This is a genomic window from Pseudarthrobacter sp. TE3704 (assembly GCF_056279405.1).
On the sequence record NZ_JBWCCJ010000006.1, the window covers coordinates 280,987 to 304,659 of the forward strand.

Sequence of the window (23,673 nt, forward strand, 5' to 3'; positions counted from 1 at the left end):
TTCCGCCCATAGGATTCGAACCTATACTCCACGGCTCCAAAGGCCGGGGTGCTGCCGTTACACCAGAGCGGACCATGCCGAAGGCGCAAGGCCCGGGCACAATCCCCTATTTTGCCACGGGTTCGGGGCACCGCGCGACACGGGGCCACCGGGTCCTCCCGGAGGCCCCAAAATCCCGCCGCAGAGGGGTAAGGCATGATGGAAATGTGAGCAACAACCCGCCGCGGACGCGGATGACCGGACTTCAGCGCCGGAGCCAGCTGATCGACGTCGGGCGCGGCCTCTTCGCCGTACGCGGACTGGACGGCACCACCATCGAGGAAATCGCCGCCTGCGCGGGAGTCTCCAAGCCGGTCATCTATGAGCACTTCGGTTCCAAGGAAGGGCTGTACACCCAGGTGGTGGACTTTGAGTTCCATATCCTGCTGGACGCCATCAATGCGGCCCTCACCGAGGAGGCGAAGCCGCGCGTCCTGGTGGAACGCGCCGCCCTGGCACTGCTGACCTACATCGAAGACCGCACCGAAGGCTTCCGGATCCTGATGCGCGACGCCCCGCCCTCCCAACCCGAAGGGGCCTTTTCCACCCTGCTCTCCCACGTCACCGCCCGCGTGGAACACATCCTCTCCGACGAATTCTCCCGCCGCGGGTTCAGCGGCGAGGACGGCGCCATGTACGCGCAGATGCTCGTGGGCATGGTGGCCATGACCGGCCAGTGGTGGCAGGACAGCCGCCAGCCCGACAAACACACCGTCGCCGCCCACCTGGTCAACCTCGCCTGGAACGGCCTGACCGGCCTCAAGAAAGACCCTGAGCTGAAGTCCGAGGGCTGAGTACTCCCCGTGGTCACCTTCACGGGCCGTTGGTTACCTTCGCGGCGCACGGGCCCTTCGCCGTCGGCCGTTGTCGAGTCCGCGGCGCAGTGGCCCTTCGCCGTCGCTTAGACACGACGCATAGGGGCACCTGCGGTCGCTGAGCGACCTCCGGCGCCCGATGCGCCGCGATGCGCGACTACACGAAGGTCCCCCGCACCACTATTAGCCATCGTTACCTTCGCGAGTCCTCGGCACTCCACTTACCAAATTTCCACGGTTCAAGAGTCTCCGCGCGCAGTTGCCGAAGGTTCCGTTCAGGACGCCCCGCTGTTGCCCGGCGGTAGGTGCGGTGCCGTCGCTGGAGGCCGTCCTGTCGGGAGGTGCCCGCGCGGCCCTCCCGCTCCTTCGTTCCAGACGTGAGCACGCCGGGAGGGGACGCTAGCTTCCGGAAGCGGTCCTTCGGAAAGTCGCGCATCGCGGCGCGTCAGGGCATGGAGGTCGCTCAGCGACCGGAATGGCCTCTACGCGTCGTGTCTAAGCGACGTCGAAGGGCCGGTTCCGGAACCCACGCGGGCGAACCTCCAAGGGCCGGTTCCGGACCCCCAAGGCGGGCGGACGTCGAAGGGCCGGCTCCGGAACCAAGCCGAAGAGAACAGAGCGGACTACTCCCCGAGGACCTCTACTGCTTCGAGCCATTCGAGTTCGAGGGCGTCGCGTTCGCCGGCGAGGTCTTTGAGTTGCCGGTTTTGCTCGGCCAGGGCGTCGAAGTCGGAGGCCTCCGTGCTTTTCAGCATCTGGTCGTGAAGCTTTTTCTCTGCCTGGTCCAGCTTGCCGAGCTGGCGTTCGATCCGGTTTTTGGCTTTGCGGGCATCCCGCTTTTCGGCTTCGGAAGGGCCGGACTGGGCCGGCGCTGCCGCCGAACCGCCGCTGGTGACGGGGTTTCCGCCCCCGGTGACGGTGGATCCCGCAAGTGCAGCCTCACGGAGTTCCAGGTACTGGTCCACGCCGCCGGGCAGGCCGCGGAGCTTGCCGTCGCCAAGCAGGGCCATCTGGTGGTCGGTGACGCGCTCCAGGAGGTAGCGGTCGTGGCTGACCACCACGAGCGTCCCCGGCCAGCCGTCCAGGACGTCTTCCACAGCGGCAAGGGTGTCGGTGTCCAGATCGTTGGTGGGCTCGTCGAGCATCAGCACGTTCGGCTCCCCCACGAGCAATCGCAGGAGCTGCAGGCGCCGGCGCTCACCGCCCGAGAGGTCCTTTACCGGTGTCCACTGCTTCTGGTTGGTGAACCCGAGCTGCTCCACCAACTGCCCGGCGGTGAATTCCCGCCCCCCGACGTTAAAGGAACGTTTCTCCCGCTCGATGACTTCGATGACGCGAAGGTCGGAGACGTCGTCGAGCTCCTTGACCTCCTGCGTGAGCACGGCCGTGACCACGGTCTTGCCGCGCTTCAGCTTGCCGGCGTCGGGGGTGATCTGGCCGTTGAGGAGCTTCAGGAGGGTGGTCTTGCCGGCGCCGTTGACGCCCACCAATCCCAGGCGCTCACCCGGGGCGAGGCGGAGGGTGATGTTGTCAAAAAGCTTCCGGCCGTCGTCGGCGCCCTGGAAATTGAGGGAGACGTGCTCCAGGTCCAGGACGTCCTTGCCCAGGCGGGCCGTGGCCATCTTGTTCAGCGCCATGGAATCCCGGGGTGCCGGAACGTCCTCGATAAGGGCGTTGGCTGCCTCGATCCGGAACTTCGGCTTTGATGTCCGTGCCGGCGCGCCGCGGCGCAGCCAGGCGAGCTCCTTCTTGACCAGCTGCTGGCGCTTGCTCTCCACCACGGAGGCCATCCGGTCCCGCTCGGCGCGGGCCAGCACATAGGCCGCGTAACCGCCTTCGAAGGGGTCAACGATTCCGTCGTGGACTTCCCAGGTTTTGGTGCAGACTTCGTCGAGGAACCAGCGGTCGTGGGTGACCACCAGGAACGCGCCCTGGTTGGCCCGCCAGCGTGTCTTCAGGTGCCGCGCCAGCCAGGCAACGCCCTCGACGTCAAGGTGGTTGGTGGGCTCGTCCAGCATGATGACGTCGTGGTCCTCGATCAGCAGCTTGGCGAGTGCCACGCGGCGCTTCTGGCCGCCGGAGAGGGCATGGACGTTGGCGTGCCAGTCCACGTCGGAAACCAGCCCGCCCATGATTTCCCGGATCCGGGGGTTCCGGGCCCACTCGTAGTCCGCCTGGTCCCCCACGATGGCGGCACCCACCGTGAGGTCGCCGTCGAGCACGTCGCTCTGGTCCAGGTACCCGACGTTGACGTCGCCGCGTTTGGTGACCCTGCCGGCGTCGGGGGTGGAGCGCAGCGCGAGCAGCCGCATGAGGGTGGATTTGCCGTCGCCGTTGCGGCCCACCATGCCGATCCTGTCACCCTCCTCGAGTCCCAGGGTGACGCCGTCCAGGACGGTGCGGGTCGCGTAGGAAACCGTGAGGTTCTCGCCGCCAAGAAGGTGTGCCAAAGGGTACTGCTTTCTGCTGCTCGGGTGGGATGAACGTGGGTTGAATGTTGTCAGATCAGGGTGTCGGAGATGATACGTGCCCCTGGAACGGGGCCATGGACGGCGATGGCCGACAAGCCGTAGCGCCGCAGATCCTCTGCCAGGCCGTCCGCGGCCAGGGAGTCATCCGCGAGCAGGGCAACCGTGGGACCGGAACCGGACACAATGCCCGCGATGGCTCCGTGGGATTCGCCAATGCCAAGCGTATCGCGGAGTGACGGCGCCAGTTCTATGGATGCGCGCTGGAGATCGTTCACCAGGACGCGGCTGAGGGCTTCGGCATCGCCGCTCCGCAGTGCGGTCAGGATCTGGGGGTCGACGCCGGTGGGCTCGGTGGCATTGACGCCTTCAGCGTCGCGCAGCCGGTCCAGGGTCCGGTACACCTCCGGGGTGGACAGGCCATAATCCGCCGTCACCAGGACCCAGTGGGTCTGCGCCTTCGCCAGCGCCGGGGACAGCTCGTCACCCAGCCCCAGCCCGACTGCGGTGCCGCCCAGCAAGGAAAAAGGGACGTCCGCGCCGAGTTCTGCCGCCAGGTGGGCCAGTTCCTCCCGCGACAGGCCGCTGTTCCACAGCGCGTCGCAGGCCAGGAGGGTGGCTGCCGCGTCCGCCGACCCGCCGCCCATGCCGCCGGCCACGGGCACGCGCTTGGTGATCTCCAGGTGAACCCCGGTGGAGTGTTCAGAGACGTCCGCCATGATGGCGGCCGCTTTGTAGGCCAGGTTGTTGCCGTCCAGGGGGATGTCCACGGCGTCCAGGTCAAGGGTGCTGTCCGCACTGAGGCTGACCGTGATTCCGGGCGTTGGGGTACTGGTGGCCACCACTTCCTCATAGAGGGAAACAGCGAGGTACACGCTGGCTACCGAGTGGTAGCCGTCAGGACGGAGCGGGCCGACATCAAGGGACACGTTAACCTTGCCCGGAGCTTTCACCCGGACCGTCCGCGCAGTGAACCGTCCTGCCACGGGTTTCACGCCCGGGCCTCCTTGGCTTCGGCGATCCTGGCGAACGCGGCGATGTCGATGACCTCGCCCCGGGCAGTGGGGTCGACGCCGGCTGCCACCAGGCAGCGTTCGGCCTCCGGCGCTCCCCCGGCCCAGCCGGCAAGGGCGGCGCGCAGGGTCTTGCGCCGCTGCGCGAAAGCGGCGTCCACCACGGCGAAGACCTGCTCGCGGGTGGCTGTAGTGGCCGGCGGTTCGCGGCGGGTGAAGGCAACCAGGCCGGAGTGGATCTTGGGCGCCGGCCAAAAAACGTTCATGCCGATCACGCCGGCCTTGCGCATCTGGCTGTACCACGCGGCCTTGACCGACGGGACGCCATACGTTTTCGATCCGGGTCCGGCAGCCAGCCGGTCCGCCACCTCGTCCTGGACCATGACCAGGCCGTGCTGCAGGCTGGGGAAATGCTGCAGCAGGTGCAGCACCACGGGCACGGCCACGTTATAGGGCAGATTGGCCACCAGCGCAGTGGGCTGGACCGGGAGTTCAGTGACCTTCATGGCGTCGGCATGGACCAGGTGGAAGGAGCCTGCAGCGGCAGGCCGCCATTCCTTCACCGTCTCCGGAAGCTTCGCAGCCAGTACCGGATCGATTTCGACGGCGACCACGGAGGCTGCGGCGTCGAGGAGCCCCAAGGTCAGGGAGCCGAGGCCCGGCCCAACTTCGAGTACTGTCTCCTCGGGCCCCACGCCCGCGGCGGCCACGATCCTGCGGATCGTATTGCCATCGATCACGAAATTCTGGCCCAAGGTCTTGGTGGGCCTGATACCGATTTCCTCCGCCAGCCGTCGTATGTCGGAGGCACCAAACAAGGGTGCGGGCGCGGCGGGGATGGGTTCAGTCACCTAGGTATCCTATCCCGCGCGCCGGTTCCGTCCGGTCCGGCCTATGCCCGCGGCCGGCCTGCTTAACGGCAGTGGCCGGGCCCGGAAAGTCCGGGCCCGGCCACTGCGCCGGCGGGCTGGTGCCCGCTCCTGGTCAGCTGGTGGCTGCCCAGCCGCAGCCCCAGGGCTGCAGGCCACGCTGTGCGTAGACGCGGTTGGCGATGTCGATCTGCTGGGCTTTCGACGCCAGGCTGGCGTTCGGCGCATAGGCTCCGCCACCGGATCCAATCCAGGTCTGGATATCGAACTGCAGGCCACCGTAGTAGCCGTTGCCGGTGTTGATGCTCCAGTTTCCGCCGGACTCGCACTGGGCAATCTTGTCCCACATGGCTTCGTTCATCATGGCGGGAGCCGCTGCGCCGGTGTTGGCGGCGGCCGCCGGGGCCGGAGCTGCCTGGGCCACCGGCTTCGGCTTGGTGCCGACCGTAATCTTCTCAGCAACAGGCTGGACGGATACCGTTTCCGAAACCAGGGTGCGCGACGCTTCGCGGCCATCCACCAGAACCAGCTTGTAGGTCTTTTCGATCTTTCCGGCGGAACCTGCCTGGGTGACTTCCCGTTCGCCCTTCAGAAGCTCGGCGCTCTCCGTGGTGACCTTTTCGAAAGGAACCTCGTCGGTGGTTACGGCGGTCTGGGCGTTATCCACGCGGGAGACCTTGATCACCATGTTGTTGACCACGTGGGCGTTGGCGGGCTGGGAAGTGCGGTCGTTGGCGCCCAGGGTCAGGCCGGCGTCTTCGAGTACCTTGCCAACCGTGGCTGCGGTGGTGGTGGCGGTATCCACCTTGCCGTCGGCGACGATGCTGACGGTCTTGGGAGTGGAGATCGAGACGAAGGATCCCTCGACGGCGAGCTGCGCATCCTTGGGAACCGAAACGGACGATGCGCTGGCAACGCCAAGCTCGGTCACCAGGCCTGCCACGTCCTGGGCGTTGGTGTTGACGGTCTTCTCTGCCCCGTCCAGGCTCACCTTGACCTCTTTGGCCTGGTTGACGTTGATGACGGTGCCGTTCTGGACCGAGGCGTCGATGGCCGGGGAGACCCGGTCGGTGGGCTTGAGCTCAAGGTTGGCACTCTTGACCACCTGGCCCACGGTACCGCCGAAGGTCTGCACGGACGTGACTTTGCCGTCGACATTGAGCGTGACGGTTTTGTTATTGCCGACGAAGGCTACGAGCCCCACCACCAGCGCGCAAAGCACCAGCAACTGGGCGCCAACTTTGATAAAGCTGAACTTGCCGTCCGTTGTGAAGAACTTGACCACGATTGCCCATAACTTTAGGTCCATCCGGGCACGGGGATCGCGCAATAAAATGCCCGGCACCGCCTTGCATGAGGCAGTCCGGGCACCGTTGCGCCGCCACACTTCGCGCAACGGTCAGGCCGGAACAAGGTCCGGCACATCGTGCTGCAGAAAGAAGTGAATTACCCGCTGGCCTTCCCCGACCCCGGCTAATAGTTCTTCACTGTAACCGTAGCGTTATAAAGGGACCAACAATTTTGCATACCAGGTATTCCCCGGGGGGAGCAACAAAGCTGTTTCGTTACACCCAGGATCCGTACGCCCGCACGGTATTTTCGCTGATACCGGCGCACAGCGAGGCGAGGTCGGTCTTTGTCAATTCAGCCATGGCACGCACCGTGTAGGGCACCATGTAGCTCGCGTTCGGCCGGCCCCGGTGCGGGTGGGGTGTGAGGAAGGGAGCATCGGTTTCCACCAGGACCAAGGCAGGATCGGCGACGGCCAGCGCGGCACGCAGGTTTGTGGCGTTCCGGAAGGTGAGTGTTCCCGCAAAGGACATCCACCAGCCCTCCTGGTTGCAGACTGCGGCCAGCTCCTCATCACCCGAGAAACAGTGGAACACCACCCGCTCCGGTGCGCCTTCCTCCCGCAGGACCTGCAGCACGTCACTATGCGCGTCACGGTCGTGGATCTGCAGCGTGAGGCCCAGGCGCTTGGCAATGTCGATATGGCGGCGGAAGGAGTATTTCTGGTGGACCAGGCCTTCGCCTTCGGTACGGAAGAAGTCCAGCCCGGTCTCCCCGATGGCCCTGATGCGCGGGTGGGCTGCCAGCTGCTCGATTTCAGCGAGCGCCTCTTCCAGCCCGCCGCGGGCCGCGTAGCGGGGGGCATCGTTGGGGTGCAGGGCAACAGCCCCGAGGAGCCGTTCGTCCTGGTCCACCGCCTGCACGGTGAAACGGGAGGACTCGAGGTCGCAGCCCACCTGCACCGCACCCTGGACACCCACCGCGGCCGCTGCATCCAGGGCGGCCTTAATGCCCACGGGCGCCTTCCCGTCGGGAAAATCGAGGTGGGTGTGGTTGTCCATGACCGGCACCGGCAGGGGTTCCGGGGCGGGCGGGAACCCGCGCTTCCTGCCGTTCTCAGGATCGGGTGCGTCCCCGGTAACGGGGCTGCGGTAAGCGTCGGGGATCAACGTGTTGCACATCCCTCCAGCCTAACCGCGGAGGTTGGCCCCATTTTTGCCGGAACTCTCTGTCAGCTGCGGCAGTTGTGTTAGTAGTCTGGTACGGACAGATGCGAACGCCCACCGACGGGCGAAGGCAGGCTTACTTGTCCCGTCCAGGCGAGACCCCGGGCTGAAAGGTTGCCGATGGAATCCCACCGACGTACTGCCAACGATGTGAGCGCTGCTACCGGCAACCTGGCCGGCGTCCCGGACCCCGTCAGCCGCCTGAACGGGCACCGTCCGGCGGCGATGGACGGTGAGTCTTTCCACGCGGCAAGCCAGCGCATCCTGACAACGGTGAACACGGTAATCGATGGGAAATCGGATGCTGCAAAGCTGGCACTAACTGTCCTGCTGGCGCAGGGCCACCTGCTGCTCGAGGACGTACCCGGCGTCGGGAAGACCCTCCTGGCCAAGACGCTGGCCCGGACCATCGACTGCACCGTCAACCGCATCCAGTTCACCCCTGACCTGCTGCCCTCCGACGTCACCGGGGTGTCCATCTACAACCAGGCATCCAGGCTGTTCGAGTTCCGGCCCGGCGCGGTTTTCGCGAACATCGTCATCGGCGACGAAATCAACCGCGCGTCCGCCAAAACCCAGTCGGCCCTCCTTGAGTGCATGGAGGAGCATCAGGTCACCGTGGACGGCAACTCCTACCGGCTCGACGAGCCGTTCATGGTGGTTGCCACCCAGAATCCCATTGAGATGGAAGGAACCTATCCGCTGCCGGAGGCGCAGCGGGACCGGTTCATGGCACGGATCTCCATGGGCTACCCGGACAAGGACGCCGAGATCGAGATGCTCGAAACACATCAGGCCACGTCTCCGCTGGCCAAGGTCGCAGCTGTGGTAACCACGGCCGACGTAGCGGGCATGATCGCCAGCGTCCAGCAGGTCTATGTTTCGCAGGCGGTCAAGGAGTACACGGTTTCGGTGGGCAGGGCCACGAGGGAAAGCCCCCTACTCAGGTTGGGCGCGAGCCCCCGTTCCATGCTGCAGCTGTTGCGTGCGGCGAAGGCCACTGCCGCCCTTGACGGCCGGGACTTCGTTTTGCCCGATGATGTGCTCCAGGTGGCAGAGGCCGTCCTGGCGCACCGCATCATCCTGGACCGGAAGGCGGCCGGAGCGGGCGAGACTCCGCACAGCGTCCTGCGGGGCATCTTGTCTCGCCTGCCCGTTCCGCACGCGCCGGCCGAGCCCGCCCGGCAGACCAAGTCCACCGGCAGGAGCCCTGCCCCGGTGGCCGGCGTGGGCAGGAACCACTAGGCGGACCCATGGCGCTGCTCGACAGACTGCCACGTCACCTCTTCACCCAGCGCGGCTGGGGAATGCTGGGGGCCGGCGCTGCTGCCCTCGCGGCCGCCCACGTCATGGGGCGGCGGGATCTTCTGACGCTCAGTGTCCTGTTGCTGGTCCTCCCCATGGTTTCGCTGGCCGGCATCCGCCTGGTGAAACCCCGCTTCCGTGTGTACCGCGAGTTCAACCCGTCCCCGGTGGAGACGTCCTCCCCTACCACCGTGCGGCTGGCGGTGGCCCGGACGGGAACCGCAAGCGGCCGGGCCACCATGGAGGAACGGCTGCCGCCCCGCTTCGGCGAGTCTCCCGTGTTCCGGTTCCCCTCCCGCTCAGCCACCGGCGGAACAAGCCGCTACGAATACCACCTACGCTCCGCCCAGCGTGGCCAGTTCAGGATCGGCCCTGTCACGGCCGAGTTCACGGACCCGTTCGGGCTCTCACTGCACCGCCAGGCCATTGACGACGGCGACACCCTCACCGTGACGCCTGCCGCCGTCGTCCTTCCCCTGACGGGGCTCGCCGGAGCCCGGGGCAACGACGGCGTCACCGCCACCAGGATCCGCGCAAACCCCAGCGACGACGACGTGATGACCCGTGAATACCGCCACGGCGACCCCATGCGCCGCGTCCACTGGGCAGCCACCGCCCGCCACGGTGCCCTGATGGTCCGCCAGGAGGAATCCGTCACGACGCCCGAGGCAACGATCGTCCTGGACCACCGGTTCATGGCGTTCTCCGGCGGGTCCCCGCCCGCTTTGGCCGGACTGGCCGCGCAGGACGGCCATTCCATGGTCACCAGCGACACCTTTGAATGGTCTGTAGTAGCGGCCATGTCCATCAGCGCCCACCTCGCAGAACGCAACTACGGCCTGCGCCTGCTGGACACGCGAGGGGAACCGGCCTTCCTTCATTCGCCCTCGTCACCGGATCCCGAGGCCGAGGAGTACAGCGGCGCCTCGGGGCTCCAGTCCATTGCCGAGAGCCTCGCCGCCATCCAGCTCACCGGGCCACATCATCAGCGGCGAGATGCCAGGCTTCGGGAAATCGTGGGGCGCGAAGCACCCGGTCCCGAGCTTTTCGGCTCCCGGCACACCAGCGGCCAGGACGTTGGGCCCCCTTCCTTTGACGACCAACTGATGGACAAGCTGTCCGCACACCGCATGCGCGGCCCCCTGATTGCCGTGCTCGGGAGGATTTCTCCGGAGGAGGCGCTGGCTCTGGCCCCTGCCGCCGGCTACGGAACCAACGCCTTTGCCATCGTTGTTGTGGAGAAGCCGGCCGAGTACTCCGTTGTCCTGGAGGCCCTCCGGCAGGGTGGCTGGCGGGCGGTGGCCGTTCCGCCGTCGGTCCCGGTGACTGCCGCCTGGGGCCAGTTTGACCAGGACGTTGAATTGCCGGCGCCAACAGCGGAAGTCCGGCGCGGAGCGGGGGTGGCGCGATGACCATGGCCCCGGCCCGGACCCCCGGCACCGGCCAACAGCCTGCTTCCCAGGCGGGAACATCCGCGGGGCGGCCAAGGGTTGGCGCCTTTCCGTGGGCCATGGCCGCCTCCATTGCCGTCGCGGTCTGCGGTGCTGCCCTGTCCCTGAACGGGGTGCTGAGGGGCTGGGCCTGGTACTGGCCGGTGCTCACCACAGTGCTGGTGGTAAGTTTCACCCTCGCCGCGCTGCGCGCCGTCCGGGCCCAACCACTGCTGGTGACCGCAGGCGGCTTCCTGTCCCTGGGCGCCATCCTCACCCTGACGTTCTTCCGCGGATCCAGCCTCCTGGGGCTGATCCCCACCGGCGCCACCTTCACCGAACTGCAGCGGCTGGTCCGCCGTGCCAGCGAAACCGTGCTGGCCGAAACAGCACCCGTGGCACCCAACGTGGGGATCGTGATGGTGATCTGCGCGGTGTTGGGTTTGGCGGTCATCCTGGTGGACGCGCTGGCAGTACCCCTCGGCATGCCGGCAGCCACCGGCGTGGGCCTGCTGGCCATCCTGGTGGTGCCGGCCATGATCAAGCCGCAGAGTGTGGGCTTCTTTGGTTTTACTGTCGCTGTCGCCGGGTACCTGATGATCCTTGCCTGCAGCCAGTGGTTCGCGCCGGATGCCCGCACGCAGGCGGACTCGGCCCGCAACCCGGGTCAGGTCCGGCGGGCGGCGTTGACGGGCTCCGCTGCGCTTGCTGCCACCCTGCTGGTGCCGCTGGCCATTCCAGGATTCGACCAGGGCACCTTCCCGCAGGGTTCCCGGCTCAACCCCTGGGGCACCTCCACGGGGCTGAACCCGATGATTACCCTCGGGAACAGCCTGCGGACGCCGGACGGAAGCGGGCGGATCACGTACGCCACCAACGCCTCCGTCCCGCTGTACCTGCGGTCTGTCACCGTGGACCACTTCGACGGCGAATCCTGGGGCCCGGACGACCGGAACGCATCGCGGCTTCCCCTGGGGGGACGGATTGATCCCGGCTATGCAGTCCTGGCCGACGAACAGCTGCAGCAAGTGACCGCGATCGATACCGGGAGCTTCACCAGCCCGTACCTGCCTGTGCCCTACGCGCCAGAAACGGTGCGCGGACTGGACGGACGGTGGACATGGGATCCCGCTACCTTGAGCATCAAGGGGACAGACGTCAGCTCCCGGCGGCAGGAGTACGTTGTAACGTCCTCGGTGCCCAAACTGTCGGCAGGGCTGCTGGCCCAATCATCCAGCGGAGTGCGGGACATCCCCGACGATTTCACCAGGGTCCCCGGCAACGTTCCGGAGATTGTCAGGACCACGGCCGGCACGGTGGCCGGGTCCGCCAGCTCACCTTACGAAAAAGCGATGGCCATCCAGCGGTACCTCCGGTCGGCGGAGTTCACCTACTCGCTGCAGTCACCGGTGCAAAACGGCTACGACGGGAACGGGCTCTCCGTCCTGGCCGACTTCCTGGACCAAAAGAGCGGCTACTGCATCCACTACGCGTCGGCAATGGCGGTCATGGCACGGCTGGAAGGGATTCCCAGCCGCATCGCCGTGGGCTATGCGCCGGGACGGCTGACAGGGGCCACCGTGACGGTGGCCGGCCAGGGGACGCTCCCCGAGTTCGAGGTTGACGCCCGCGATGCCCATGCGTGGCCGGAACTGTACTTCCAGGGCCTGGGCTGGGTACCTTTCGAGCCCACACCCTCCCGCGGCGTGGTCCCCGAATATGCCACGGAGTCGTCGGCCCCGACTGCCCCCGGGTCGCTTGACAACAATGACGACCTCATCCCGGAAGCCACTCCGGCCCCCGCTCCGGCCCCCAGCGTCACGCCGGCGCCTGCTCCGGGGACAGGGGGCGGCACCGGCGGCGGCGTGCAGCTCCTGCCGTGGCTGCTCGGGGCCGGCGCAGTCCTGGGCGTTGCACTCCTGGCCGCGTCGCCGCACCTGGTCCGGACCGCCATCCGTGCCCGGCGCCTCCGCCCGAGGGATCCCGGGGACGCCGTCCCCCTGGCCTGGACTGAAATGCTGGACCTGGGCACCGACTACGGCGTAGCGCCGGGCTCCAGCGAGACCCCGCGGGCCTATTCCAGGCGGCTGCGTGGGCATCTGGGGGAACCCGGCGGGATGGACGAGGCGGCCCACCGCGCCGCGGCTGCACTGACCGCAGGCTTCGAGCGGCACAGGTTCGGCCCGCCCCCGCCGTCAGCCGGCGGACAGGATGCGGACGACGGCGGACGGACCGGGACAGGCGCGAAAGACGGCGCGGCGTCGAGGCAGCTGGCTGCCTTGGAGCTCTCGTTGCGCGCCAATGCCACCCTGCCGCAGAGGCTGCGGGCCGCGTGGCTTCCACCGTCCGTGGTGGGACGGCTGGGGCGTATCGTTGCCGCGCCCTTCAGGGCCGCCGGCCGGGCATTGGCTGTAACGGCAAAAGCCGCCGCACGCTCCTGGCCCGTGCGTTCACGGTAGGGCGGGCGGCGGCGGGAGCCCGCCGTCAAAGGTGGCCGGCCGGTGCCGGGCGGCGTTGCAGGCCGGGACCTGCTACGCCGCCTGGGGATTACCCTGCGTAGGGGTCGGCGATGCCGATGTACTGGGTGTAGAGGTATTCCTCGATGCCTTCGAGGCCGCCTTCGCGTCCCAGGCCGGACTGCTTGACGCCGCCGAAGGGTGCGGCGGCGTTGGAGATGACGCCGGCGTTCAGGCCGAGCATGCCGGTTTCGAGTTTTTCGCCCATCCGGATGCCGCGGTTGAGGTCCTTGGTGAAGACGTAGGCCACCAGCCCGTATTCGGTGTTGTTGGCCAGGCGCACGGCGTCGTCTTCGCTGCTGAAGGTGATGATCGGTGCCACCGGCCCGAAGATTTCCTCGGACAGGATGCGGGTGCCTTCGGTGACGCCGGAGAGGATGGTGGGCTGGTAGAAGTAGCCCGGGCCCTCCACCGGTCCGCCGCCCAGGACGGCCTTTGCGCCGGAGGCGACGGCGTCGGAGACCAGTTCGTGGACCTTGTCCCGGCTCTTGGCGTCGATCAGCGGGCCCACCTTGGACTCGGGTTCGGTGCCCCGGGCGGTGGTCATCTCCTTCATCTTCGCGGCGAACTTCTCCGCGAACTCGGCTGCCACGGATTCGTGCACGATGAACCGGTTGGCCGCGGTGCAGGCCTCGCCCATGTTCCGCAGCTTGGCGAGCATGGCGCCGGCGACGGCGGCGTCCAGGTCTGCGTCCTCGAAGACGACGAAGGGTGCGTTGCCGCCCAGTTCCATGGAGGTGCGCAGCACGGTTTCGGAAGCATCCGAGAGCAGGCGGCGGCCCACCTCGGTGGAGCCGGTGAAGGAGAGCTTCCGGAGCCGGGCGTCCTTGATCAGCGGGCCCGTTGTGGCGCCGGCGGTGGAGGTGGGGATGACGTTCAGGACACCGGCGGGCAGGCCGGCTTCCTGCATCACGGCGGCGAACAGCTGGGAGGTCAGCGGCGTGAGGTTCGCGGACTTCAGGACCATGGTGCAGCCGGCGGCTACGGCCGGGGCGATCTTGCGGGTGGCCATGGCCAGCGGGAAGTTCCACGGGGTGATCAGCAGGCAGGGGCCAACGGGCTTCTTGGTGACCAGCAGCCGGGACTTGCCGTCCGGGGAAACCGAGTACCGGCCGAAGGCACGGACGGCTTCCTCGGAGAACCAGCGCAGGAACTCGGCACCATAGGTCACCTCGCCGCGGGCTTCGGCCAGGGGCTTGCCCATTTCCATGGTCATCAGGAGCGCGAAGTCCTCGGCGCGTTCGGTGACCAGGTCGAAAGCCCGGCGCAGGATTTCGCCGCGTTCACGCGGCGGGACCTTCGCCCAGGACTCCTGCGCGGCAGCGGCGGCGTCCAGTGCCGCGGCGCCATCCTCGGCGCCGGCGTCGGCGATGCTGAGCAGGACTTTCCCGGTGGCGGGATCCTCGACGTCGAAGGTCTTGCCGGAGGCGGCGGCGCGCCACTCACCGTTGATCAGCAGTCCGGTGGGGACAGAGGCCAGAAGCCGGCTTTCGCGGTCCGCGGTAACGGCTGGCTGTGCAGTGACAGTCACGATGACTCCCTCGTCAGTAGGGTTGTTGCAGCCCTGCGGCGGCGGCCGGAGTGACCGGGCTCATCAGGCTGATTAACTGTCAGACTACTGCGGGCCATCGCGCCGGTCTACGCCGCGGCGCACTGCCCCAACGCCATTCTCCTGTGCATCTGCACAGCAGCAACGGGGCCCGTGGGCTACCGTCAGCGGGCCGCCAAAACGGCCGAGTAGAGCTCCCTTTTGCTCACCCGGACGTCGTCGGCAACAGCGGCCACGGCTTCCTTGAGCCGGATGCCCTGGGCCACCAGTTCGTTGACCGCGGCCACGTGGTCCTCCGGGGTGCCGGCTGCCTGTTCGGGCGCCCCGCCGAGGACAACGGCGATCTCGCCCCGTACCTCCGTATCCTCAGCCCACTGCAAAAGTTCGCCGAGGGACCCGCGGATGACTTCTTCATAGGTCTTTGTGAGTTCCCGGCATACGGCGATGGGCCGCTCAGGCCCGAACCGTTCCCGCAATGCCCGCAGCATGGCTTCGAGACGGTGCGGTGCCTCGAAGAACACCATTGTCCGGCGTTCCCCGGCGAGGTCTGCCAGCCGGGACGCGCGTTCACCGGATTTCCGTGGGAGGAACCCTTCGAAGCAGAACCGGTCGGTGGGCAGGCCGGACAGCGCCAGGGCAGTCAGCACAGCCGACGGGCCCGGCACGGCGGTAACCGTCAACCCCGCCGCAACGGCACCTTCCACCAACCGGAAGCCCGGATCGGACACGGAGGGCATGCCGGCGTCCGTGACCATCACCAGGGTGCTGCCGGTCCGCACCTGGTCCAAAAGCTCCGCCGTCTTCGTCGCCTCGTTGTGCTCGTGGTAACTGATGACCCGGCCGGCCACCGTGACCCCCAGGCTCTGGACCAGCCGGTGCAGGCGGCGGGTGTCCTCTGCCGCGACAATGTCCGCCGTTCCCAGCAGCTCCACGAGCCGGGCGGAAGCGTCACCCGTGTTTCCGATCGGAGTGGCGGCTAGGACAATGCGTCCTGGCGCTGCCGGGCCGGATTCTGGAGGGGTGCTGGGGTTAGGGTCCACGCCACCAGCCTACTGCTGAGGGGGACTGCGGCCGCAAAAGGTAGCATGGGGCTCGTGACGCAGACCTCGACGCGGCCGCCCGGAGCCGGACACGCCGCTCCCGCCGCATCCGGTACGGCAGCGACGGGAGCTGCGGCGGGCCGGGGCGCAGGATCAGGCGGCCGCGGTTCCCGCTCCTGGATCAAGCCTCCGGCAGAGGCGTTCACGCGTGAAGCGCTGCAGGAGCGGCTCCTGAGCGGGGTCCGGTCCTGGCGGGACTACCCGCCGTCGTTGCGCCTCTGGTTCCTGCTCGTCCCGGTCCTGACGGCAGTGGCCGGAGGCATCCTCCGGTTTGTCCGGCTGGAGACTCCGCAGAAGCTGGTCTTCGATGAAACGTACTACGTCAAGGACGCATACTCCTTCCTCATTAGCGGCTACGAACGCAATTGGCCGGACAAGGCGAACGATTCCTTCAATGCAGGTGACCCAACGGTCCTGCTCAGCTCCCCCGAGTACGTGGTCCATCCGCCGGTGGGCAAATGGATGATCGCCGCCGGGATGTGGATTTTCGGTGCGGACAATGCCTTCGGCTGGCGCTTCGCGGCAGCCCTGACCGGAACCCTCTCCATCCTCCTCGTGTCCCTGATTGCCCTGAAGCTGTTCCGGTCGCTGCCGCTGGCCGGTGCCGCGGGCCTGCTTCTGGCCGTGGACGGTCACCACCTGGTGATATCACGCACCTCCCTGTTGGACATCTTCCTGATGTTCTGGATCCTCGCCGCCTTCGGCGCACTGCTGCTGGACCGCGATGACGGCCGGCGCCGGCTCGCTGCCCGGCTGGCACAGGCCGCAACCCGGAACGGCGGACTGCCGCCGGCTGCCCTGCTGCTGTCCGGGCCCTGGCTGGGTGTCCGCTGGTGGCGGGTGGCCGCCGGTCTCTGCCTGGGCCTGGCCGTCGGCACCAAATGGTCCGGACTGTTTTTCCTCGCCGGGTTTGGCCTCCTGACGGTCTTCTGGGATCTCAGCGCCCGACGGGTGGCGGGAATCCGCGGCTGGATCAGCGGCGGCGTCATCAAGGACGGAATCCCCGCTTTCCTCAGCATGGTCCCCGTTGCCGGCCTGGTCTACGCGGCGGCGTGGACAGGCTGGTTCCGCTCGGAAGACGCCTACTTCCGCAACTGGGCTGCGGGCAATCCCTCGCCTGAATGGGGCTGGCTGCCGGACTCCATCAGGTCCCTGGCCCACTACCACCGGGAAGCGTACACCTTCCACCAGGGCCTGGGATCCGACCATCCGTACGAGGCAAGCGCCTGGAGCTGGCTGGTCCTGGGGCGGCCCACGTCGTTCTTTTACGAATCCCCTGAGCAAGGCACGCCGGGGTGCGACGTGGCCAAGTGCACCTCGGCCATCCTGTCCGTGGGCAACCCCCTGATCTGGTGGGGTGCCGCCATCTCGCTGGTGGTCCTGCTGTTCTGGTGGGCCGGGCGGCGGGACTGGCGGGCCGGTGCGGTACTCCTGGGCGTGGGCGCCGGATACCTTCCGTGGTTCCTCTACCCGGAGCGGACCATGTTCTACTTTTACGCCGTGTCGTTTGAGCCCTTCCTCATCCTGGCGCTGGTGTATTGCCTGGGCCTCGTCCTGGGCAGGGCCGCGGATCCGCCGTGGCGCCGGCGCTCCGGGCTGTACCTGGTGGTGCTGTTCGTGGCGGCCGCCGTCCTGCTCTCAGCCTTCTTCTACCCAATCTGGGCAGCAGAGACCATCCCCTACGTGGACTGGAAAGTCAGGATGTGGATGCCGTCCTGGATCTAGGGCAGGATTGCATCAGACCCCCGATCGAAGCCGCTGCCGCGGCCTGGCAGCGGAACGGAGACCATCTGTGAGGGAAGCAAGCATCGAACTGCTGGTTGAGCTGGATGCTGACAGCAACGTCACGGACCTGCTGTTGGAACAGCACGCCGCCAACCCGGCCCATGCCCTCTACCGGCGCAAGGGCCCCAACGGCTGGGTGGATGTCCCCACCGGAAAATTCCTGCAGGACGTCAGTGCGCTGGCCAAGGGACTCATTGCAGGTGGACTGGAACCGGGTGACACGGTGGCCGTTATGTCCGCCACCTCCTATGAATGGACCTTGGTGGATTTCGCCCTCTGGTTCGCCGGCGGGGTGACGGTCCCCATCTACGAGACGTCCTCCGCACGCCAGGTGGAGTGGATTATTCGCGACGCCGGGGTGCGGCGGGTGTTTGCGCAGGACCAGGCGACGGTGGAGCTGGTTGCCGGCGTTGTTGCCGGGTCACCCCCGCTGCGGGACCGCCTGGTGAACGTGGTCAGGATGGACGACGACGGCGCGGCACCGAACCTTGCCAGCCTCGCCGCGGCAGGGGCCGGAGTCAGCGACGCCGAGCTGGAGCGGCACCGGAGCCGGGCAGGGCTGGACGACGTCGCGTCCCTCGTCTACACCTCGGGCACCACAGGCAACCCCAAGGGCTGCGAGATCACGCACGGGAATTTTGCCCTGGTGGCCAGGAACATCGTCGCGTTCCTTCCGGAACTGCTGCTGAAGGACCAGGCGCGCACGCTGATGTTCCTGCCGCTGGCCCACGTCCTGGCGCGGGCCGTCCAGGTGGTCTGCCTCGCGGCGGGGGCCACCCTGGGGCACACCCCGGGGGCGGCGCAGCTCCTGGATGACCTGGGGACATTCCGGCCCACGTTCCTCCTGGTGGTCCCACGAATCTTCGAAAAAGTCCGGGCCACCGCCGCCCACAAGGCAGCAGTGGCCGGGAAGGGCGGCCTGTTCAAAGCTGCCTCAGCTACGGCCATCGCTTACTCGCGGGACCTGGACAGCCAAAGCCGCGGCGACGGCACCGGCCCGGGCCTGCTGCTGAAAGTCCGGCACGGGGTGTTTGACCGGTTGCTGTATCCCCGGCTCCGCCAGGCGCTGGGCGGACAGGTAGGGTACACCGTGTCCGGCGCGAGCCCGCTGGCGCTTGAGGACGCACACTTCTTCCGCGGGGCAGGCATTCCCGTGCTGGAGGGGTATGGCCTGACCGAAACCACGGCTCCGTGCACGGTCAACACGCCATCGCGCACGCGGGTGGGAACGGTGGGCATCCCCATTCCCGGCACGACCATCCGGGTGGCCGAAGACGGGGAGATCCTGGTCAAGGGCATTGGCGTCTTCAAGGGCTACCACAACAACCCCGCAGCAAACGCCGAAGCCTTCGTGGACGGCTTCTTCCGCACCGGTGACCTCGGCAAACTGGACCGGGATGGCTACCTCACCGTTACCGGCCGGAAGAAGGACCTGCTGGTGACCGCAGGCGGCAAGAACGTGGCACCGGGACCACTCGAGGAAATCATCCGTTCCCACCCGCTGGTGGGCCACGCGGTGGTGGTGGGCGACGGCAAACCGTTCGTGTCAGCCCTGGTGACCCTGGACCCGGAGGGCCTGGACAACTGGCGCTCCGAGCGCGGCCTGCCGCCGCTCCCCCGCCGCGAAGCCGTCGCGGATCCCGAGGTGGTCAAGGCGGTGCAGGAAGCGGTGGATCAGGCCAACCTGCTCGTGTCCAAGGCCGAATCCATCCGCTCCTTCTCGCTCCTCGATACCGAATTCACCGTGGAGTCCGGACACCTGACGCCGTCGCTCAAACTGAAGCGGGCCGCCGTCGTGCAGGACTTCCAGGCGGACGTCGCCAGGCTTTACGCCTGATCCTCCGCCGCCGGCTCCTCGGGCAGCAGCCCACGGCGGCGGCGTGTGGGCCAAGTGAGGACCAGCGTTACCAGCGCCGTCAGGAGCACCAGGCCTGCGATCACCAGGCCCGCGTCAATCCAGAACTGGCCGGGGAACAGGCGGATCAGGGTGTCGTCGAGGCTGAAGGTCCAGGACCCATCGGCGAAGAAAATGCGGTGGAACTCGGTGAAGAACTGCTGCCAGCCCAGGACAGCCAACGTGCCGAGGCCCAGGATGAGGACCAAGGTGACGATGGAACCCGCGAACAGGCCCCTGCGGACACCGCCCCTGCTCCGCTTCCGCAGGTACAGGACGGCGATGAGGCCCAGGAGAAGCAGCAGCGCACCTGCACCAAATGTCGACAGGATCACCGCCTTGACGTCGGCCATGTGGCTGACTTCGCCGTCCTTGAACAGTTTGTCGCCGCTGCGGTGCACCAGGTCCCCCAGGTACCGCGGACCTGCCCAGTTTGTCAGGTAGTCCACCGCGTAGGAGCCGTAGGTCATGCGGTCGTCCGTGCTGAAGCCGTAGCCGTCGCCAGGGAAGCCGGGGCGGTTGTATTCCACCCAGAGGAACAAGGGAGTGGTCACTGCGCGCACGGCAAGGACCAGGAGGACCACCGGGAAGAAAATGGCAAGGAGGACCTGCATCACCCGCGGGGCAACCGGCTTGGCGTTGGCGGCGCTCTCCCGTTCTGCGTTTCGGCGGGCCACCTCCTCCTCCGGCGGACGTACGTGCAGCGCGGACGTGGGAAGGGGTTCCTTGAAGACGGGCGAACTGCCGTGGCCGGACACCTCGTCAGAGTCCGACGGCGGGACCATCCCGGAAGCGGCGGCGGCCCCCGTTGGTGCCGCCCCGCCGGACGGTTGGGCGGCAGCCTCCGCGGCTTTCCGGCCGGCCCTGCTGTCCGCCTGGGAATTAATGGTCGAGTCGGGTTCATTGGTGCCGGCTTGCGATGACACCCTGGAAGACCCCACGGGGCCGGACGAGCCTTCGGCGGTCGAAGTACCTTCGGCTTCGGTCCCGGCGGCGCCCTTTCCAGCGGGCGCCAGCCAGGAAAAAGCGGGCTCCTCGGAGTCCCCGGACGTATCCAGGAAAGGTTCCGGCTGCGGCGCGGCGCTCTTGGCGCGGGCCGGTGTTTCGTCTTTCACAGCAGCGTCACTTCCGTTGGGTTTTCCGTGCCGCGCGAGGGTCCGCCGGCGCGGCGCTCTATCTGTTGACGAGCCTACAGTCCGGGCCTTGGCGTGGGCGAGGAACCACCCCGGCGGTATTACAACGATTCAGGCAGCGATTTCCGTGTAGCCGGCATCCCCGCGGCGAAGGTCACCACGTTCCCCTGCAAGGTAGGCGCGCCTGCCCCACAGCAGAACGTAAACCCAGTAGGCCGCCAGCACTCCGGCGCCGATGCTGATCTTCGCCCACACCGGCAACGGGCTGGGCGTGATGAACCCCTCCACCAGTCCGGAGACGAAAAGCACCAGCACCAGGCCGAGTGCCACCGTTATCAGCGACCTGCCTTCCTCCGCCACCGCCCGGCTCCTGGTCCGCGGGCCCGGCGACACCATGGCCCAAAAAACCCGCAGCCCTGCAGCGCAGGCCACAAACACTGCGGTGAGTTCCATCAGGCCGTGCGGCAGGATGTAGCTGAAGAACACGTCGGACTTGCCCGCGGCAGCGAAGACCCCGGCTGCAATGCCCACCCCCTGGGCATTGCTGAACAGGATCATCGGGACCCAGACCCCCGTAATGCCGAGGGCTACGGCCTGCGCGCTGATCCAGGCGTTGTTCGTCCATACCGCGCCCGCGAAGGACGCCGCCGGGTTTTCCGAGTAATAGTCGATGAAGTCTTCCTCGACATACTGTTGGGCGGCGGCCTCGGAGGCTACCGCCCGCAGCGCCTCGGGCGACGCGCCGATCCAGAGGGCATAGGCGGCACCGATGAGGATGAACGCGGCCCCGCAGGCCAGGGTAAGCAAGGTAAGCCGGTAGAACGCGGCCGGAAGTGCCACCACGAAGAACCGTGCGAGGTCCGCCATCGGGTTGGACCGTGCGCCGGTGAAGCGGGTCCTGGCCTGGGCCAGTGTGGCCGACAGTGAGGCGGAAAGGCCGCTTTCGGGGGCGACGGAGCGGATCAGGGACAGATGCGAGGACGTTGACTGGTACAGCGCCAGCAGTTCATCGGCCTCCCGTCCGCTGAGCCTGCCCTTTGTGGCAAGGTGGTGCAGCCGTGACCACTTGTCCGCGTTCACGGCGGAGAATGCGTCCATATCCACGGGCCCAGCCTAGTGCCACCACTAGACTTTGACCGTCTGCACCACGAGCCGCGAGGAATGGGTACGCACTGTGAGTTCGATAGTTACCGGCGAGGCAGTAGTCCTGGAACTGCGGCCCGCATCCTTCGCGGCCCGTGCGCTGGGCCTGGTCCTTGATGTCCTCTTCAACGTCGTGCTGCTGGTGGGAATCCTGATTGGCCTTGCCGCGGCCGGTGCGGACCTTGATGAGGCAGCCATGCGCGCCTTGGTCCTTTCCAGCGTGGTCTTTTGCCTGGTGATTGTTCCGGTAGCGGTGGAAACACTGAGCCGTGGCCTGTCTCTGGGCAAGCTGGCGACCGGCCTGCGCGTGGTGCGGGACGACGGCGGCGCAATCCGCTTCCGGCATGCCGTGATCCGGGGCCTGACGGGGTTCCTCGAGATTTACCTGACCTTCGGCGGGCTGGCGCTGTGCGTAGCCCTGTTCAATGACAGGTCCCGCCGCCTCGGCGACCTGCTGGCCGGAACCTACGCCATCCGCCGCCGGGTTCCCGTGGAGCAGGCAGTGCCGGTCTTTGTGCCGCCGAGGCTGCGTGCCTGGGCGGCCGCGGCGGACATCGGAAGGATTCCCGACGCGACCGCGCGCAGGGCCTCCCAGTTCATCCGCCAGGCGGCCAGGATGGCCCCGCTGTCACGTGCCGGAATGGCCGTATCTATCGCCACGGAACTGTCAGCCCACGTGGCTCCCGCCCCGCCCGCCGGAACCAGCCCGGATGACTACCTTGCCGCCGTCGTAGCTGAACGCCGGAACCGGGAACTCGCCAGGCTGACGCAGCAGCGGCGGCGCAACACCGAGGTGGGCGAGAGGCTCCAGCGGCTGCCTTTCAGCAGCTGACGTCAGTTGTCGTACTCGCTCCAGGGAATGTTCCAGTCACCGAAGCCATCGTCGTGCGCGGCGTAGTCGCCTTCCGTGTTCACGATCTGCACCACGTCGCCGGTACCCATGTTCTCGAAGACCCAGGCGGCGCCGTCGGGGGCAAAACCGATGCAGCCGTGGGAGACGTTGGTGTTGCCGATAAAGGGGTAGGCAGATTCGAGGGCCTGGTGGATATAGGCTCCGCTCAGCGTCAGCCTGATGGTGTACTCAACGTCCACGTCGCCGTAGTAGGCCGGATCGTCGGGCTTCAACCCGATGCTGGAGGCCCTGAAGTGGTCATAGCGCTTCTTCTCCATCAGCACGCCGTAGCCGCGGGCGGACGGGAAGCGCTTGTCCCCCATGCTGACCGGCAGCGTCTTGACCGGCTGGTCATTGACGCTGAGGGTGAACGTGTGGGCAGCCGCATCGGCGACAGCCACCTTCTTGTCCCCGATAGCCACGTTCACCTTCTTGTTGAAGTTGGCAATCTGCCCGTTGCCCAGGTCCACGCCGAAGAGCTGCATGTCCATCGCAATGGTGGAGTTGGCGGCCCAGAAGCCCTCGGCCCGGTACCGGACCATGGTGTCGCTGTGCCAGTGGAAGGCTCCCACCTGGCCTGCACTGCTGGTGATTTTGATGGCCTTCTCGACGGCGTCGCGGTTCAGAACCGGTTCGCTGAAGATGATCTGCAGTGGCTGCCCCACCCCCACCTTCATCCCGTCCAGGGGGTAGATGGCCGCATCAGCCTCATGCGAGCTTGAGACGGTGCTGAAGGACTGCGTTGTGCTCGTTTCGCGCCCCGCACCGTCCTTGACCACCCAGGTGTAGCTGTAATCCGTGTTGAATTCCAGCGGCCCGGACGCAGACCAGCCGGTGCCCTCCGGGTCGATGCGGCCTTCGACAGTTTCGCCGGAGGTACTGGTGAGGGTGACGCGCTCGATGGTCCCGTTGCTGACCTGGAGCGAAACGGGGGCGGCAGGATTGACCTGTTTGGCACCGTTCGCGGGTGCCGCATCGAGCTTCACGGGAGCGACCACCGGCGAGGCAATGCCCGGAGACGACCGGACGGCGGAACCGGCTTCGGATTCCAGGGCACCACCCGCGAGTCCCGGCGCGACGGCGGCGAAAACACCGCCGGCTGCTGCGAGGAGGCACACCACGGTGACGATGAGAATTTTCTTCAAGGTCCGCGGGCGGCGGGGGGCTTCGGGCTCCATATTCCGATCCTAAATGCTGGAAGTAACA

General features: G+C 67.2%; 17 protein-coding genes and 1 tRNA gene. 7 read left to right on the plus strand and 11 right to left on the minus strand.

Annotated features, from left to right (window positions below):
* Positions 1–72: transfer RNA gene (locus tag ACZ9BC_RS17380), tRNA-Gln, on the minus strand.
* Positions 73–206: 134 nt separating this feature from the next.
* Here ACZ9BC_RS17380 and ACZ9BC_RS17385 point away from each other — a divergent pair.
* Positions 207–833, plus strand: coding sequence for a TetR/AcrR family transcriptional regulator (locus tag ACZ9BC_RS17385; RefSeq protein ID WP_115524345.1), 627 nt, complete (start codon positions 207–209; stop codon positions 831–833).
* A 644-nt stretch (positions 834–1,477) separates the two neighbouring features.
* Here the strand turns inward: ACZ9BC_RS17385 and ACZ9BC_RS17390 are convergent.
* The 5 genes from ACZ9BC_RS17390 to ACZ9BC_RS17410 all read right to left on the minus strand — a co-directional run bounded on the left by ACZ9BC_RS17390 (position 1,478) and on the right by ACZ9BC_RS17410 (position 7,675).
* Positions 1,478–3,304 carry an ABC-F family ATP-binding cassette domain-containing protein gene (locus ACZ9BC_RS17390; protein WP_476247003.1) on the minus strand — a complete coding sequence of 609 codons (1,827 nt, stop codon included), beginning with the start codon at positions 3,302–3,304 and terminating at the stop codon, positions 1,478–1,480.
* Between the two features lie 50 nt (positions 3,305–3,354).
* Positions 3,355–4,317: a 4-(cytidine 5'-diphospho)-2-C-methyl-D-erythritol kinase gene (locus ACZ9BC_RS17395; protein WP_476247004.1), complete on the minus strand. Its 963-nt coding sequence runs from the start codon at positions 4,315–4,317 to the stop codon at positions 3,355–3,357.
* Positions 4,314–5,186, minus strand: coding sequence for a 16S rRNA (adenine(1518)-N(6)/adenine(1519)-N(6))-dimethyltransferase RsmA (gene rsmA / locus ACZ9BC_RS17400; RefSeq protein WP_476247005.1), 873 nt, complete (start codon positions 5,184–5,186; stop codon positions 4,314–4,316). The genes ACZ9BC_RS17395 and rsmA overlap by 4 nt, the downstream gene beginning before the upstream one ends.
* A 133-nt stretch (positions 5,187–5,319) precedes the next feature.
* Positions 5,320–6,513 carry a transglycosylase family protein gene (locus tag ACZ9BC_RS17405; RefSeq protein ID WP_476247006.1) on the minus strand — a complete coding sequence of 398 codons (1,194 nt, stop codon included), beginning with the start codon at positions 6,511–6,513 and terminating at the stop codon, positions 5,320–5,322.
* A 256-nt stretch (positions 6,514–6,769) separates the two neighbouring features.
* Entirely contained in the window at positions 6,770–7,675 is a 906-nt protein-coding gene (locus ACZ9BC_RS17410; RefSeq protein WP_476247007.1) for a TatD family hydrolase, read from the minus strand.
* 165 nt (positions 7,676–7,840) lie between these two features.
* Between ACZ9BC_RS17410 and ACZ9BC_RS17415 the strand changes: the two genes are divergently transcribed.
* From ACZ9BC_RS17415 to ACZ9BC_RS17425, 3 genes are read left to right on the plus strand one after another with little or no spacing between them, the layout of a single operon-like run.
* Positions 7,841–8,965 (plus strand): AAA family ATPase, encoded by a 1,125-nt coding sequence (locus ACZ9BC_RS17415; protein ID WP_476247008.1) that lies wholly within the window; start codon positions 7,841–7,843, stop codon positions 8,963–8,965.
* 8 nt (positions 8,966–8,973) lie between these two features.
* Positions 8,974–10,437 carry a DUF58 domain-containing protein gene (locus ACZ9BC_RS17420; protein ID WP_476247009.1) on the plus strand — a complete coding sequence of 488 codons (1,464 nt, stop codon included), beginning with the start codon at positions 8,974–8,976 and terminating at the stop codon, positions 10,435–10,437.
* Positions 10,434–12,914: a transglutaminase TgpA family protein gene (locus ACZ9BC_RS17425; protein WP_476247010.1), complete on the plus strand. Its 2,481-nt coding sequence runs from the start codon at positions 10,434–10,436 to the stop codon at positions 12,912–12,914. The genes ACZ9BC_RS17420 and ACZ9BC_RS17425 overlap by 4 nt, the downstream gene beginning before the upstream one ends.
* A gap of 88 nt (positions 12,915–13,002) precedes the next feature.
* On the opposite strand, the gene ACZ9BC_RS17430 is transcribed toward ACZ9BC_RS17425, so the two are convergent.
* Both ACZ9BC_RS17430 and rsmI read right to left on the minus strand, forming a co-directional pair.
* Positions 13,003–14,502, minus strand: a complete 1,500-nt coding sequence (locus ACZ9BC_RS17430) for an NAD-dependent succinate-semialdehyde dehydrogenase (RefSeq protein WP_476247011.1) — start codon at positions 14,500–14,502, stop codon at positions 13,003–13,005.
* 182 nt (positions 14,503–14,684) lie between these two features.
* A complete protein-coding gene (rsmI, locus tag ACZ9BC_RS17435; RefSeq protein WP_079595664.1) occupies positions 14,685–15,560 on the minus strand; it encodes a 16S rRNA (cytidine(1402)-2'-O)-methyltransferase in 876 nt (291 codons plus the stop codon).
* Positions 15,561–15,605: 45 nt separating this feature from the next.
* Between rsmI and ACZ9BC_RS17440 the strand changes: the two genes are divergently transcribed.
* Complete coding sequence (locus ACZ9BC_RS17440; protein ID WP_476247012.1) at positions 15,606–17,345, plus strand: dolichyl-phosphate-mannose--protein mannosyltransferase; 1,740 nt, start codon at positions 15,606–15,608, stop codon at positions 17,343–17,345.
* A gap of 67 nt (positions 17,346–17,412) precedes the next feature.
* On the plus strand, positions 17,413–19,242 hold the full coding sequence (locus ACZ9BC_RS17445) for an AMP-dependent synthetase/ligase (protein WP_476247013.1): 1,830 nt from the start codon (positions 17,413–17,415) through the stop codon (positions 19,240–19,242).
* Here ACZ9BC_RS17445 and ACZ9BC_RS17450 read toward each other — a convergent pair.
* Together ACZ9BC_RS17450 and ACZ9BC_RS17455 are read right to left on the minus strand one after the other, a co-directional pair.
* Positions 19,233–20,414, minus strand: coding sequence for a TIGR01906 family membrane protein (locus tag ACZ9BC_RS17450; protein ID WP_476247014.1), 1,182 nt, complete (start codon positions 20,412–20,414; stop codon positions 19,233–19,235). The two genes, ACZ9BC_RS17445 and ACZ9BC_RS17450, sit on opposite strands and share 10 nt — an antisense overlap.
* Before the next feature lie 129 nt (positions 20,415–20,543).
* Positions 20,544–21,536, minus strand: coding sequence for a stage II sporulation protein M (locus ACZ9BC_RS17455; protein WP_476247015.1), 993 nt, complete (start codon positions 21,534–21,536; stop codon positions 20,544–20,546).
* Between the two features lie 70 nt (positions 21,537–21,606).
* Here ACZ9BC_RS17455 and ACZ9BC_RS17460 point away from each other — a divergent pair, with 70 nt between their 5' ends.
* Positions 21,607–22,407, plus strand: coding sequence for an RDD family protein (locus tag ACZ9BC_RS17460; protein WP_476247016.1), 801 nt, complete (start codon positions 21,607–21,609; stop codon positions 22,405–22,407).
* 2 nt (positions 22,408–22,409) lie between these two features.
* Here the strand turns inward: ACZ9BC_RS17460 and ACZ9BC_RS17465 are convergent, their stop codons facing one another.
* A complete protein-coding gene (locus ACZ9BC_RS17465; protein ID WP_476247017.1) occupies positions 22,410–23,645 on the minus strand; it encodes a L,D-transpeptidase in 1,236 nt (411 codons plus the stop codon).
* Positions 23,646–23,673 lie beyond the last annotated feature (28 nt).